Raw genomic sequence first — 12,665 nt, 5'->3', positions numbered from 1 at the left:
ATTCTCACTTGTTCTGGAAAGCGGGATGCCACGACAGGGTCAGCCGCTCCAGAGCCCGCGAGGCGCTGTCGGCGAGCTTGCCGAGCAAGGCGTAGATCAGGATCGATAGCACGACGACGTCGATCAACATGAATTCACGCGCCTGCATCGCCATGTAGCCGAGGCCCGACGAGGCCGCGATGGTCTCGGCGACAATCAAAGTGAGCCACATGATGCCGAGCGCAAAGCGCAGACCGACGAAGATCGAGGGCAGCGCGCCCGGGAAAATCACCCGGCGGAACAGCTCGCCGTCGGTCATGCCGTAGATGCGGCCCATCTCGATCAGCTGCGGATCGACGGTGCGGATGCCGTGCAGCGTGTTGAGATAGATCGGGAAGAACACGCCGAGCGCGACCAGGAACAGTTTTGCCGACTCGTCGATGCCGAACCACAGGATGACGAGCGGGATCAGCGCCAGATGCGGAATGTTGCGCACCATCTGCAGCGTGGTGTCGGTGAGTTTTGCCGACAGTTGCGACAGACCGTTGGCAAGGCCAAACGCGAAGCCGATGCCGCCGCCGATCAAAAAGCCGATCGAGGCGCGCCAGAAGCTGACCCAGATATTGCGGATCAGCTCACCTGACAGCAGCAGCTTCCATCCGGCCAGCGCGACATCGCTCGGCGCCGGCAGCACGCGCGAGGGAACAAAACCGGTGACGCAGGCAAGCTGCCAGACCAGGACGATCGCCAGCGGCACGATCCAGGGGATCAGGCCGTCGACCCTCGGGAGTTTTGGTGCGCCGACGCGTGGTAGTGAATCGATCAAGCTCATGATTGCGATGCCTGCTTCTGCGGACGGTAGTCGTTGCCGATGGTCTCACCGAACGGCCCGGTGTTGACGCGGATCGGCGTCACATTGCCGGGTTGCGCCAGCGACAGCAGCGGGAACACCAGCTCGGCGAAGCGATAGGCTTCCTCGAGATGCGGGTAACCGGACATGATGAAGGTATCGACGCCGATGTCCTGATACTCCTTGATCCGCGCGGCGACTGTCTGCGGATCGCCGACCAGCGCGGTACCGGCCCCGCCGCGCACCAGCCCGACGCCGGCCCACAGGTTCGGGCTGATCTCGAGCTGGTCGCGGCGGCCGCCGTGCAGTTGCGCCATCCGCTGCTGGCCGACGGAGTCCATCCGCGAAAAGATCTTTTGCGCGGCAACGATGGTGTCGTCGGTGACGTACTGGATCAGTTCGTCAGCGGCGCGCCACGCTTCGGCATTGGTCTCGCGTACGATCACGTGCAGGCGGATGCCGAACGACAGCTTGCGGCCGCGCTGCGCCGCCACGGCCTTGACCTTGGCGATCTTCTCGGCGACCTGCGCCGGCGGCTCGCCCCAGGTCAGGTATTTGTCGACGGCGTCGACCGCGACGTCGATGCCGGCGTCCGAGGAGCCGCCGAAATACAGCGGCGGCCGCGGCGATTGCACCGGATTGAACAGCAGGCGGCCGTCCTCGATCCGGATGTGCTTGCCTTCAACATTGACCGTCTTGCCCGCCAACAGATCGCTGTAGACATTCAGGAACTCGCGTGTCACCGCGTAGCGTTCGTCGTGGTCGAGGAAAATACCGTCGCCCTTGTTCTCGATCGGATCGCCGCCGGTGACGACGTTGATCAGGAGACGGCCGTTCGACAGCCGGTCCAGCGTCGCGGTCATGCGTGCGGCGACACTCGGCGACTGCAAGCCGGGCCTGACCGCCACGAGATAGCGCAGGCGCTCGGTCCAGGGTGCGACGGCTGACGCCACCACCCACGAGTCCTCGCAGCTCCGCCCCGTCGGCAGCAGCACGCCGTAATAGCCGAGCTGGTCCGCGGCCTGCGCAATCTGGCGCAGATAATTGAAGTTCACCTCGCGGCCGCCGATCGACGTGCCGAGATAGCAGCAGTCGCCGTGGGTCGGCAGGAACCAGAGGATGTTGGCGTTATTTGGGGTGCTCACGTGCCCGGCCTCCATGCGACGTCGGAAATCTTGATTTGTTTGGGGATCAGGCCGAGCGCGAAGAACGTGTCGGCGACCTGTTGCTGATCCGCGATCACGGTGTCGGTGACCGGCTTGATGCCGTAGGCCTGCCGCTTCAACGCAACCTCCACCACCGGCACCGACAGGCCGATGCTCGGCGCCAGTTGTTCGGCAACGGCGTGAATATCGCCCTTGGCCCAGTCATCGACCTCGCTCAGCTGCGCCAGCACGAGCTCGACGATCTTCGGGTCGGTCTGCAAAAACTTCTTCGAGGCGAAGTAGAACTGATAGTTGGCGACGATGCCGGCCCCATCGGCGATGGTGCGCGCGCCGGTCGCAGCCTCTGCCGCTGCCTGGAACGGATCCCAGATCACCCATGCATCGACCGCGCCGCGCTCGAACGCCGCGCGCGCGTCAGCGGGCGCCAGGAACACCGGCTCGATCTCGGAATATTTGACGCCGGCTTTCTCCAGCGCCTTCACCAGGAGATAGTGGACGTTGGAGCCCTTGTTCAGCGCGACCTTCTTGCCCTTCAGCTCAGCCACCGACTTGATCGGGCTGTCCTTCGGCACCAGGATCGCCTCGCCTTTCGGCGCCGGCGGCTCATAGGCGACGTACTGTATCGGCGCACCGGCGGCCTGCGCGAAAATCGGCGGCGCTTCGCCGGTGTTGCCGAAATCGATCGCGCCGACATTGAGCGCTTCGAGCAGCGGCGGGCCGGACGGAAACTCGGTCCACACCGCCTTGTAGCCGACCGCCTTCAGCTTTTCCTCCAGCGAGCCCTTGCTCTTCAGCAGCACCAGCTTGCCGTACTTCTGATAGCCGATGCGGACGACCTTCTCCTGGCTATAGGAGGCGCCCACGGTGGCGGCCACGATGCTGGCCGACAGCACCGCGCGGGCAATCCAGCGTCGAAATAAACGCGTCATGGCAATGTCCTCTGTATTGAACTGACCAAGGCGCGCCGATCAGGTCTGGGGATTGCGCCAGACGATGTCGCGGATCACGATCTGCTTTGGAATCAGGCCCAGCTTGAAGAAGCGGTCGGCGACGCCCTGCTGGGTCGCAATGATGTCGTCGGTCACGGGTCCGACCGAGAAGCCCGCCCGCCGCGCCGCGATGGTCTGGATATCGAGCGGCACACCAGTGACGGCAGCCAGCGATTTCGCGACCTCATCCGGATGCGCCTGCGCCCATGCGGCGGTCGATGTCGTGACATCGACGATCTGCTGCAGGATCGCGCCGCGATTCCGGGCGAAGTCGCGGTTGGCGATGTAGAACGAGTTGGTCTTGGTGATGTCGCGGGTCTTGACGGCGGGCCCGAGGAGAATTCGACCCATTTCACGCTGATGCCCTGCGGCTTGAAATGATTTTCCAAGGCCTCGCGCTGGCGCGTGATAACGAGCACGCCGTTCTTCTGGTAGCCGATACGAATTTCCTTCGCGTCCGTCTGGGCCTGCGCGCGCCGTGACAGCGCAACGGAGGCGGCTGTGACGAGCGACAGTTGGAGGAACTCACGACGCTTCATTCCAAGAATCTCCTGACGACCAAGCGCGCTATCGCGCTGCACGATCATGCGATGTCAGGATGATGGGGCGCGCGAATGAAGCTGTCGAGCGCCGCACAAAAATAGCGATGCCTACACTTCGGTGCGGGCATCGCGCGGGTCGTTTCTTTTAAAGCGTGGATCGCGCGTAGCGAATTATTTTCCTCACGGAAACGCGAGGTCGCTGCACTGGAGCGTTTTCGAGCGAAGTGGATGCCGGTTCGCGTGACGAAAACGCGTCAAACAAGAATAAACAAGAATTTTGGAGCTTGGGCTCTGATTCAATCAGAGCCCAAGCTTCAGGAATCGATCAGCCCGCGGCTGCGGTCTTCGGGCCGACATTGACCGCGAGTTTACCATAGCGGTCCGAGAATGCCTGGGTATCGATCTCCTCGAGCTGGATCGAGCCATCAAGCACACCCTTCTTCCACGCATCGTGCTCGGGATCGTGCTGGAACTCCGGCATCACTTCCTTCCCGAACAATTCGAGCGACTCGCAGATATGCTCATGGGTGTTCTTGCCGGCCTGGTTGAGCAGGATCACCTGATCGATATGCGACGCGCGGAAGCGCCGCAGCTTTTTGCGCAGCGTCTCCGGCGAGCCGATCAGGCCGCCGCGCAGCGCAGCCTCCTGCGCGTCCGGATTCTCGCGCTTCCACCTGTTGTACTCGTCCCACATGTTGACGGTGCCGGGCGCCGGGCGCTGCCGGTTCTGCGCCTGACCGTAATAGCGCAGCGCGAACTGGAAGAAGGTCGCGCCGTCGGCGCGCTTGCGCGCTTCCTCATCGGTCTTCGCGCACATGAAGAACGAGACCAGCGCCATGTTGGGATTGATCTCGTAGTCGGCAAGCTTCTTCAGCCGCTTGGTGATCGCGTTGTAATACGCGTGCACCCAGGCGTGCGCCGCCTCGGCGCTGACGAACTGGAAGCCGAGCGCGCCAAATCCGTTCTGCCCGGCGCGCTCGATCGTCGGCAACTGCGAGCACGCCATCCAGAGCGGCGGATGCGGCTTCTGCACCGGTTTCGGCACGACATTGCGCAAGGGGATGTCGAAGTACTTGCCGCGATGCTCGGTGCCGACCTTGGTGAACATCGGGAAGATCGCTTCGACAGCCTCCTCGAACACCTCGCGCTTGGTTTCCATGTCGCGGCCGAACGGCGTCAGCTCGGTGATCGAGGCGCTCTCGCCCATGCCGAACTCGCAGCGGCCGTTAGAGAGCAGATCGAGCACCGCGACCCGCTCGGCGACGCGCGCGGGATGATTGGTGGTGAGCTGGAAGATGCCGTGGCCGAGCCGGATGTTCTTGGTGCGCTGGCTCGCGGCGGCGAGGAAGGATTCCGGCGCCGGCGAGTGCGAATACTCTTCGAGGAAGTGGTGCTCGACGACCCAGGCGTAGTCGTAAGCGAGCCGGTCGGCGGTTTCCAATTGTGCCAGCGCGTTCTGGTAGAGCCTGAGCTCGTCGCCATCGTTCCAGGGGCGCGGCAGTTGCAGCTCGTAAAAAATGCCGAATTTCATGGAGTCACTCCCAAGGTCGCGTCCCCGACCGTTTGTTCTTTTTCGGTCAGTCTAGTGCCGGCGCAAACCGAGTCCAGCCTCGGGGGCGAAACTCCAATTCCGTGCAGCGGAAGCCGCTTGATCGGAACGCATGAATGTTTAGCTTGTGCTGGCGTGAGTCGCGGCGTTATCGGTCGCGCGTTCACCGCTCCGAAAGCCCCATGACAACGTTCACGCCGCATCAGGACTCCGCGCTGAAAGCCGTTGCCGACTGGCTGAAGGCCAAGCCGGGCAAGGGCGCGACGCCGCCGGTGTTCCGCCTGTTCGGCTATGCCGGAACCGGCAAGACCACGCTCGCCCGCCACATCGCCGAAGGCGTCGACGGCGAGGTCAAATTCGCGGCCTTCACCGGCAAGGCGGCGCTCGTCATGCGCAACAAGGGTTGCGATAGCGCCTCCACCATCCATTCGCTGATCTATCGCGCCCGCGAGTCCGGCGTCGAGCAGCCGAGCTTCGAATTGTGGGACGACGCGCCGGCCTCGAAGGCGAAGCTGATCGTGATCGACGAATGCTCGATGGTCGATGCCGAGCTCGGTCGCGATTTGATGTCGTTCGACTGCCCGCTGCTGGTGCTCGGCGACCCCGCGCAATTGCCGCCGATCCAGGGCGGCGGCTTCTTCACCGATGCCGAGCCCGACGCGATGCTGACCGAGGTGCACCGCCAGGCGCAGGACGATCCGATCGTGCGGATGTCGATGGACATCCGCGAGGGCCGCGAGCTCGAGATCGGCCGCCATGGCGAGAGCGAGGTGGTGTCGCGCAAGGAGCTGGATCCGGACCGCGTGATGAGCGCCGACCAGGTGCTGGTCGGCCGCAACAACACCCGCCGCGCCTACAACATGCGGGTGCGGCAGCGGCAGAACATCGAGGATCCCTTGCCGGTTGCCGGCGACAAGCTGGTCTGCCTGCGCAACAACCGCAAGAAGGGCCTGTTCAACGGCGGGCTTTGGCGGGTCAAGGCGCGCGCGCAATCGAAATCCAGGATCATCACCATGCGCGTGATGCCGGATGAGGATTTCGGCTACAAGGTCACCAAGGTCTCGGTGCGCGGCGAGTGCTTTGACGGCGGCGTCGAGGGCGTTCCGTGGGAGCAGCGCAAGCCCTATGACGAATTCGACTACGGCTATGTGCTGACCGTGCACAAGTCGCAGGGCTCGCAATGGGACGACGTCGTGCTGTTCGACGAGAGCTTTGCGTTCCAGGACTCGCGCGCACGCTGGCTGTACACCGGGATCACGCGCGCCGCAAAACGGCTCAGCATCGTGGTGTAGCTCTCACCGCACCTTCGGTGATTGCGCGCCAACGGGTCACACGACGCGCGCCTGATGAGAGCCGCGTAAGGCCTTGGACGACCGCGATTTATTCACGAAACCGTGTGGCCGGCGCCGTAACAAAACGCTCCGTCGCCCGTATTTTGAAGCGTCGGAGCAGCCCGGCCTGGTTTGCCAATGCCGGCTCCCGCTCTAGACTGGCCCCCAATTGCGATCCCACGAGGAACCCATGCCCAAGAGCTCCCTCAGCCGCCTTTCGCTTTGCGCCGCCGCGATCGGCGCGCTGGCCGTCGCCGCTTTTGCCGTCGCGCCCGCACTTGCCGCCGAGGACGCCGTGGTCATCCCGCCGCCGGCCGCGAGCGCGCCGGAAACCGGCATCAAGACCGCGGTGCTCGCCGGCGGCTGCTTCTGGGGTGTGCAGGGCGTGTTCCAGCACACTTCTGGCATCGTCAGCGCGGTGTCCGGCTACTCCGGCGGCAGCAAGGCGAATGCCGACTACTCCATGGTGTCGACCGGCACGACCGGCCACGCGGAATCGGTCGAGATCAAGTACGACCCGCAGAAGATCTCCTACGGCAAGATCCTGCAGATCTTCTTCTCCGTCGTGCATGACCCGACCCAGCTGAATCGCCAGGGCCCCGACTCCGGCACGCAATATCGCTCGGCGATCTTCACGACCAGCGACGAGCAGAAAAAGGTCGCGGACGCCTATATCGCCCAGCTCAACGCGGCCAAGGTCTACCGGAAGCCGATCGTCACCAAGGTCGGCGCGCTGGAGGCGTTTTATCCGGCGGAGGGCTACCATCAGGACTATCTGACGCTGCACCCGAACCAACCCTATATTGCCTATAACGACATCCCGAAGGTCGAGAACCTGAAGAAGATCTTCGCGGAGAGCTACATCGAGAAGCCGACGCTGGTGAGCAGCACCAAGGTCACCAACTGAGGGAATAGTCTCCGTCATTGCGGGCCACCCGGTCGGCGCGAAGCGCCGTCGGATGACAGGCTCCGCGAAGCAATCCAACCTGCGGCAGCGCTGGATTGCTTCGTCGCTTCGGCGCAAAATTGCATTGCAAATTTGTCGCGGGCTCCTCGCAATGACGACCAACAAGGGAGTTTCCATGTCCGATACCAAAACCGACGGCAAGGTCCGCAAGAGCGAGGCCGAGTGGCGCAAGGAATTGACGCCGATGCAGCACGCCGTGCTGCGGGAGAAGGCGACCGAGCGCCCGTTCACCGGCGAATATGAGCATGACCCGCGCAAGGGCATCTATGTCTGCGCCGGCTGCGGGCAGACCCTGTTCGAGTCCGACCAGAAGTTCGACTCCGGCTGCGGCTGGCCGAGCTTCTCCAAGCCGGCGGTCGAGAGCCATGTCGACGAGGAGCACGATGTCAGCCACGGCATGATCCGCACCGAGGTGCTGTGCTCGAAATGCGACGGCCATCTCGGCCATGTCTTCAACGACGGCCCCGGCCCGACCGGCCTGCGCTACTGCATCAACTCGGCGGCGCTAAAGCTGAACGAGAAGAAGTAACGGCCAGCGGGCCCAAGCGCCCGAATAATCCGCCGACCTGTCAAACATATTTTCCGCCCCGCGCGACCAAGAACCGGTCGCGCGGGGTTTTGCTTGGCCCGGCCGTCCTTCCGCGCGCGCAAACGAAGCTGCTTCCGATCGACGAAGACAGGAAATAGCCGACGCGGCGCCCAACAACATCCTCGTGATCGGCAGGTGGCCTTAACGACTCGCAGGCCGGAATGTGCTTTGCTCTGAAATCGCGGGGCCGTAGGCGTCTCGCCGTGCAGCTGCCGCCTGTTCTGAGGAGGGCGCCATGTCGCTTGGACTGATCCTCATCATTCTCCTGCTGATTATCCTGCTGGGCGGCTATAGCGGCCGGATCCGCGGCTATGGCTATGGCCTCGGCCACTCCGGAATGGGCCTTTTCGGGGTGATTTTGATCGTGGTCGCGATCCTGGCCTGGCTCGACAAGATTTGAGAGCCACAAGCCATTGAAATGAATAGGCTTATTTTGCTCGATCGCGTGCTATGCGCGGATTCAGCATGTGCCTTGCCGGGGCCGCTTCTGGGGTCGCATTTTTGTCAAAGAGGCCTATATTAGGGATCGAAATGACATGTACGGCGCGCCGCCGATTATAGGTCGCCGTCCCCCCAAATCCCTTTCGCCGCGCTCTATGCCAAGAACACAAGAGGTCGTCGACCATGCGTCCCCTGCGTCCGTTCAACTATAACACGTCCGCCGAACTGTTCCCTGCCGCGATCCGCAAGAAGAAGCGGGCCGGCTTCGCCTATCGCCGTTTCGGCACTGCCGCCGAAGCCGTGCGCTTTGCGATGGAAGAGCTGCCGGCGGATTCGCTGAACGGCGCCTATCTCCAGGTCGAGGAAGCCCGTTTCGACCAGAACGGCATCCGTTCGTTGTATGAGAGCGAAGGCTTCCCGCTGCCGCGCCGTCCGCGCCCCGAGCCGGCCCAGACCGACGCCGACGCCGCATAAGCTTTCTGCTCCTACCCTAACGAAAAGCCCTCGGACCGATCCGGGGGCTTTTGTTTTGGGGGATTTGTTTGCGCATAATCTCCGCGCAAACGCCTTGCGTTTGGCGCGAGGGAAAACCGCTGCACACTTTGCGCTAACGCGACCCTTCGGGTCCGGATTATGCGCGCCGCGGCTGCTTGTCGAGCCAGCGCCGCAGCATCCGCACATTGCGGATATTGGCGCGGAACATGACGTCGAAGGCATCGCCCGCCACCGGCACCATGCCGACCACGCCGTCGACCGCGACGTTGGCAAGCATCCGCGCGGTGATGTGCCAGGGTGCGCCCAGCAACCGCGCCTCGCGCACCAGCCACAGTGAGATCGCGGTGGTGATGATATCGCCGACCACGGGGATCAGGCCGATCAGCCCGTCGATACCGTAGCGCACATTGGTGCCCGGCACGACGAAGGCGACGTCGAGCAGCTTTGCGATCATCTCCAGCCGCGCCAGTCGCTCCTCGCGCGTCAGATTGCCGAACGGATTGGCGCCGGAGTTGCGGAAGTCGAACTGGAAGCCTTCGAACTGCGGATGCAGCGGGCTATCAGAGAGTTCGCGCCCATCCTGATCGATGACCTTGCCGCGCGCCTGCGCGCCGCCGAAGGGCGGCCGCGATCGCGTGGCGCTGGTCGTGAAGATGTCGTCCTCGGGCATGGCCATCAGATGGTAACGCAGGCAGGCGGTTCAAGTTGCCTCACATTACCGCTGTGTCACCTTCAAGGCCGCATCACACGCCGCGCGCCGCCGACGGCGTCAAGCCGAAGCGACGGCGGACGGAGACGTCCGCCGTTTTGCTTGCAACGATCAGCGAGAGGGTATTCGCGCGAAGCGTGAATTGGCGAGATGCTCTGTTCGCCTCGTTTAATAATCGCCCTTGTTCATGGTTCTGAGCCGCTGGGCCAGCGTTCTCATGACCTTCAGGGCAAAATGCGGCGTCTGGCTCACGAGGAAGAGAAACTGCTTTTCCGAGACCGGGACGAGTTCGACATCCGTGAGAGCCGTGGCGGTCGCACTTCTTGGCTCGTTGTCGATCAATGCCATCTCGCCAAAGATCGTGTCAGGCGCCAGGTCCGCCATGGTCTTGTTGCCGACCTGGATGCGCACGTAGCCGCTCTTGATCACGAAGAGCTCGTTGGCTTGTTCGCCCTCGCGAAAAATGACGCCACCCGCTCGGACCAGGCGCGTTTCGATACTGTTGCCCGTCAGAAGGCTAAAGCTTGCATCTGCCACAAAGAACCCCTTTCCCAGAACCCAGACGTCCGATTGTCTGCGGCTCTGGCTAAAACGAATGCTCCAAATTAAGTGGCAGGCGCGAGATCGGCATTGCCACTGCGCATGATCGCAGCGCAGGTCGCAAGGTCCTGCTGCGCACATGACATTGGGACTACATTTGCATGACGCACGTATGACAGTTGCATGAAAGGGGGACCCGCCCCCACTTGCGACTGGCGTCTAGAGCATGATCCGGAAAAGTGTGAAGCGGTTTTCCGAAAAGATCATGCTCAAACAATGAGCTAAAGCGCGATGGCGGTTCAACCCAATCTCATCGCGCTTTAGTGCTGCGAAGCCGGCTGCGCCGGCGCGTACAGCTCTTCGGCATATTTGTGCGCCAGCCAGGACGTGATCACGCCCGGGATGAAGCCGACCAGCCCGTACAGGATGAACTGCACCGCGCCGCTTTCGGAGCCGTGCGAGGCGTAGGTCAGCGCCGCGCCGACGAACGCGACCGCGCCGACGATCAGCATCCGCGCCAGCGGCGCGATCCGCCGCATATGCATCAGGATGTCGTCGACCGCACCGAACATCAGCGACGGCACGATGCCGAACAGATAATTGTATTGCAGCGACTTCACGAACACGACGAGCAGCTTCGTCACCTCGCCGCCATTGGTCTCGGTCCAGTAGCCGGATTGATAGGTGGTCATGAGCAGCAACAGGAAGCCGCCGATGAACGGCCCGATGGCTGCGAAGATCAGATAACGTTTCATGGCGTGCCCTTGCCCGACGTCAGCCAAGTGTAACGCAGTCGCACGATGGTTCTAGGAAAATCGAAAGCGCCCGGCAATGTTTCGGGAGCTCGGCAGCGCCGATGCGCTGCAACAAGGCGCCGCTGATATTGCTGCGATACGAAATCGCCCGGACAAAGCCGGGCGATGACGTCGTGCACCAAGGTGATAGCGAGGTCTCTACTCACCCCACGCCGCAAACGCCTCGTTGAAGGCGCGCTCGCCGGGGGCGCCCTTTTCGATCGCGATGATGGCGCGGCGCTGGTTGGTGTAGACCAGCGGCACGTCGAACCAGGAGCGCTCCTTCAGGAGCTGCAAATTGCGCGAGCGGTCGGCGTCGACGTTGGAGAGGCCGACCAGGAAGAAGCCGTCGGTGACCTTGACCGCGAGCCCGGCGAGCGGCGTGCCGCGTGCCTGCTCGTTGGACTTCATCAGGATGCCCGGCACGTTGCCGACGCCGCCATTGGCGAAGTCCTGCGGCAGGATGAAGGTCAACTCCGCGGTATGGCTCGCCGGCAGCGATGAATCGGTGTTGCGGCGGAACGACATCGTCATCTTGAACTTGCGATCGGGGATGTCGATATCGGCGCGCACCGCAATGTCGGGCTTCTGGTTGCCCGATCCCTTGACCTGCTCGGTGCGCCAGACCACCGATCCGACATATTGCTTGCCCTTCGGATCCGACGGGTCCTCGTCATACAGCACCACGCGCTGCGCCACCGGGGCGACCGGCTCACCCGACGACGAGGGCTGGCCGACGCGGTCGGTGATCTTCTTGCTCGCAGGCGTCGACGAGGCATCCTTCGGCGCTTCGACGGGGGCGGAGGATTTGAACAGGCTGCTGACAAGGGTGGCGGCCTGCTGCCGGAACAGGATGCCGGTGCCGACCAGGATCAGCAGGATGCCGATCACGATCGCGGTCTTGAACGGGAACATCGAGCCGACGCGCGGCGGCTTCCTCGGCTCGCGATCGGCACCGCCGACCCGCGAGCGTTGCGGCGGCGGCCCCTGCGGCGGCTGCGGGGTGTAGCGCTCGGCCTCCTCGATCGACTCGTCGTAGGAATAGGGCGCCTCGGGATCGCCGCCGCGATTTTCCAGGCTCGGCTCGAGCCGGTCGAATTCCGGCGAGGGCGACGGCACGTTGGCGTAAGTCTTGCGCGCGTTGCGGCTGGCTTGCGCCGCGGCACGCCCGAGATCGTCAGCGTCGGCGGTGATGTCGCGGAAGCCGCGCACGCCCGGGGAAGCCGGCGGCACCGGCGGCGGCGCGCCTTCCGGACCGCGGCGCGGCGGACCCGGCCGGGCCGGCGGCGCCTGGGTATCGAGACCCGGTGGGACCTGCGGGCTCTGCGGCCGCGGCGGAGCCGGCGGCGGCGCATCGGGACGCAGATTGCGCGGCGGGCGGGGTTCGGCCGGAGGGCGCGGGCGGGCGGCACTGTCGGCGGGATTGGCCTCGGGCGGCCGCGGATTGGCGCGGCGAAGCGGATCGTTGCTGCGGGCAGCGCCGCCGGGGCGCGAGGCCTCCCGGGCACGCTGCGCGGCCTCGGACTCGACCTTGCGAACCGCCTCTTCCAGCGACAGCCGTTCGCGGGTGATCTCGGATTCGGAGAGCGGCGGCTGCACGCCGCGGAGCTGCTGGATCAACGCCGTCCGCGCCCGCGCATACAGCGCACGGCGAGCTTCGCCGGGGGCGTTGGGGTCCAATCCGGCAATGGCACGGGCGATCAGCGGGTAGTAGTCAGCCATTT

General features: G+C 63.9%; 14 protein-coding genes. 5 read left to right on the top strand and 9 right to left on the bottom strand.

The genetic code is table 11. From position 1 onward, the window contains the following. Window positions 1–4 precede the first annotated feature (4 nt). The 5 genes from ABIB78_RS01750 to ABIB78_RS01730 form a co-directional block, all read right to left on the bottom strand. Window positions 5–811, bottom strand: coding sequence for an ABC transporter permease subunit (locus ABIB78_RS01750; RefSeq protein WP_429020680.1), 807 nt, complete (start codon window positions 809–811; stop codon window positions 5–7). Next, window positions 808–1,989 (bottom strand): FMNH2-dependent alkanesulfonate monooxygenase, encoded by a 1,182-nt coding sequence (gene ssuD / locus ABIB78_RS01745; protein WP_429020678.1) that lies wholly within the window; start codon window positions 1,987–1,989, stop codon window positions 808–810. The genes ABIB78_RS01750 and ssuD overlap by 4 nt, the downstream gene beginning before the upstream one ends. Then, the gene (locus ABIB78_RS01740; RefSeq protein ID WP_429020675.1) at window positions 1,971–2,924 is read right to left on the bottom strand and encodes a sulfonate ABC transporter substrate-binding protein; all 954 of its coding nucleotides are present in this window, start codon (window positions 2,922–2,924) and stop codon (window positions 1,971–1,973) included. The genes ssuD and ABIB78_RS01740 overlap by 19 nt, the downstream gene beginning before the upstream one ends. A gap of 39 nt (window positions 2,925–2,963) precedes the next feature. Beyond that, on the bottom strand, window positions 2,964–3,335 hold the full coding sequence (locus ABIB78_RS01735) for a hypothetical protein (RefSeq protein WP_429020673.1): 372 nt from the start codon (window positions 3,333–3,335) through the stop codon (window positions 2,964–2,966). Between the two features lie 516 nt (window positions 3,336–3,851). Continuing rightward, window positions 3,852–5,057 (bottom strand): LLM class flavin-dependent oxidoreductase, encoded by a 1,206-nt coding sequence (locus ABIB78_RS01730; RefSeq protein ID WP_429020670.1) that lies wholly within the window; start codon window positions 5,055–5,057, stop codon window positions 3,852–3,854. A gap of 200 nt (window positions 5,058–5,257) precedes the next feature. Here ABIB78_RS01730 and ABIB78_RS01725 point away from each other — a divergent pair, with 200 nt between their 5' ends. The 5 genes from ABIB78_RS01725 (at window position 5,258) to ABIB78_RS01705 (ending at window position 8,877) form a co-directional block, all read left to right on the top strand. After that, window positions 5,258–6,367 carry an ATP-dependent DNA helicase gene (locus ABIB78_RS01725; protein ID WP_429020667.1) on the top strand — a complete coding sequence of 370 codons (1,110 nt, stop codon included), beginning with the start codon at window positions 5,258–5,260 and terminating at the stop codon, window positions 6,365–6,367. Window positions 6,368–6,596: 229 nt separating this feature from the next. Then, the gene (msrA, locus tag ABIB78_RS01720) at window positions 6,597–7,313 is read left to right on the top strand and encodes a peptide-methionine (S)-S-oxide reductase MsrA (protein WP_429020665.1); all 717 of its coding nucleotides are present in this window, start codon (window positions 6,597–6,599) and stop codon (window positions 7,311–7,313) included. 175 nt (window positions 7,314–7,488) lie between these two features. Beyond that, window positions 7,489–7,902, top strand: a complete 414-nt coding sequence (gene msrB / locus ABIB78_RS01715) for a peptide-methionine (R)-S-oxide reductase MsrB (protein WP_429020662.1) — start codon at window positions 7,489–7,491, stop codon at window positions 7,900–7,902. A gap of 295 nt (window positions 7,903–8,197) precedes the next feature. Then, window positions 8,198–8,362, top strand: a complete 165-nt coding sequence (locus tag ABIB78_RS01710) for a DUF3309 family protein (RefSeq protein ID WP_016844323.1) — start codon at window positions 8,198–8,200, stop codon at window positions 8,360–8,362. A 224-nt stretch (window positions 8,363–8,586) separates the two neighbouring features. Continuing rightward, window positions 8,587–8,877, top strand: coding sequence for a hypothetical protein (locus ABIB78_RS01705; RefSeq protein ID WP_092117298.1), 291 nt, complete (start codon window positions 8,587–8,589; stop codon window positions 8,875–8,877). Window positions 8,878–9,034: 157 nt separating this feature from the next. Here the strand turns inward: ABIB78_RS01705 and ABIB78_RS01700 are convergent, their stop codons facing one another. The 4 genes from ABIB78_RS01700 to ABIB78_RS01685 all read right to left on the bottom strand — a co-directional run bounded on the left by ABIB78_RS01700 (window position 9,035) and on the right by ABIB78_RS01685 (window position 12,663). Next, window positions 9,035–9,574 (bottom strand): DUF4112 domain-containing protein, encoded by a 540-nt coding sequence (locus ABIB78_RS01700; protein WP_429020657.1) that lies wholly within the window; start codon window positions 9,572–9,574, stop codon window positions 9,035–9,037. 201 nt (window positions 9,575–9,775) lie between these two features. Next, window positions 9,776–10,144, bottom strand: a complete 369-nt coding sequence (locus tag ABIB78_RS01695; RefSeq protein WP_429020654.1) for a Crp/Fnr family transcriptional regulator — start codon at window positions 10,142–10,144, stop codon at window positions 9,776–9,778. Between the two features lie 323 nt (window positions 10,145–10,467). Next, window positions 10,468–10,902: a DUF5413 family protein gene (locus ABIB78_RS01690; protein WP_429020651.1), complete on the bottom strand. Its 435-nt coding sequence runs from the start codon at window positions 10,900–10,902 to the stop codon at window positions 10,468–10,470. A 198-nt stretch (window positions 10,903–11,100) separates the two neighbouring features. Then, entirely contained in the window at window positions 11,101–12,663 is a 1,563-nt protein-coding gene (locus tag ABIB78_RS01685; protein ID WP_429020648.1) for a hypothetical protein, read from the bottom strand. Between the last annotated feature and the right edge of the window lie 2 nt (window positions 12,664–12,665).

This window comes from Bradyrhizobium sp. I1.14.4 (assembly GCF_050435825.1).
Classification (GTDB): Bacteria; Pseudomonadota; Alphaproteobacteria; order Rhizobiales; family Xanthobacteraceae; genus Bradyrhizobium.
The sequence above is the reverse complement of the archived record's forward strand: the minus strand, read 5'-3'. Positions and strand labels throughout refer to the sequence as shown.

Bases quoted from the DNA above. Each gene is read 5' to 3' on its own strand.
- ABIB78_RS01730 (WP_429020670.1), bottom strand. From the start codon at position 5,057: ATGAAATTCGGCATTTTTTACGAGCTGCAACTGCCGCGCCCCTGGAAC.
- ABIB78_RS01725 (WP_429020667.1), top strand. From the start codon at position 5,258: ATGACAACGTTCACGCCGCATCAGGACTCCGCGCTGAAAGCCGTTGCC.
- ABIB78_RS01685 (WP_429020648.1), bottom strand. From the start codon at position 12,663: ATGGCTGACTACTACCCGCTGATCGCCCGTGCCATTGCCGGATTGGAC.
- ABIB78_RS01740 (WP_429020675.1), bottom strand. From the start codon at position 2,924: ATGACGCGTTTATTTCGACGCTGGATTGCCCGCGCGGTGCTGTCGGCC.
- ABIB78_RS01710 (WP_016844323.1), top strand. From the start codon at position 8,198: ATGTCGCTTGGACTGATCCTCATCATTCTCCTGCTGATTATCCTGCTG.
- ABIB78_RS01700 (WP_429020657.1), bottom strand. From the start codon at position 9,574: ATGGCCATGCCCGAGGACGACATCTTCACGACCAGCGCCACGCGATCG.
- ABIB78_RS01690 (WP_429020651.1), bottom strand. From the start codon at position 10,902: ATGAAACGTTATCTGATCTTCGCAGCCATCGGGCCGTTCATCGGCGGC.
- msrA (WP_429020665.1), top strand. From the start codon at position 6,597: ATGCCCAAGAGCTCCCTCAGCCGCCTTTCGCTTTGCGCCGCCGCGATC.
- ssuD (WP_429020678.1), bottom strand. From the start codon at position 1,989: ATGGAGGCCGGGCACGTGAGCACCCCAAATAACGCCAACATCCTCTGG.
- ABIB78_RS01705 (WP_092117298.1), top strand. From the start codon at position 8,587: ATGCGTCCCCTGCGTCCGTTCAACTATAACACGTCCGCCGAACTGTTC.
- ABIB78_RS01750 (WP_429020680.1), bottom strand. From the start codon at position 811: ATGAGCTTGATCGATTCACTACCACGCGTCGGCGCACCAAAACTCCCG.
- ABIB78_RS01735 (WP_429020673.1), bottom strand. From the start codon at position 3,335: ATGGGTCGAATTCTCCTCGGGCCCGCCGTCAAGACCCGCGACATCACC.
- msrB (WP_429020662.1), top strand. From the start codon at position 7,489: ATGTCCGATACCAAAACCGACGGCAAGGTCCGCAAGAGCGAGGCCGAG.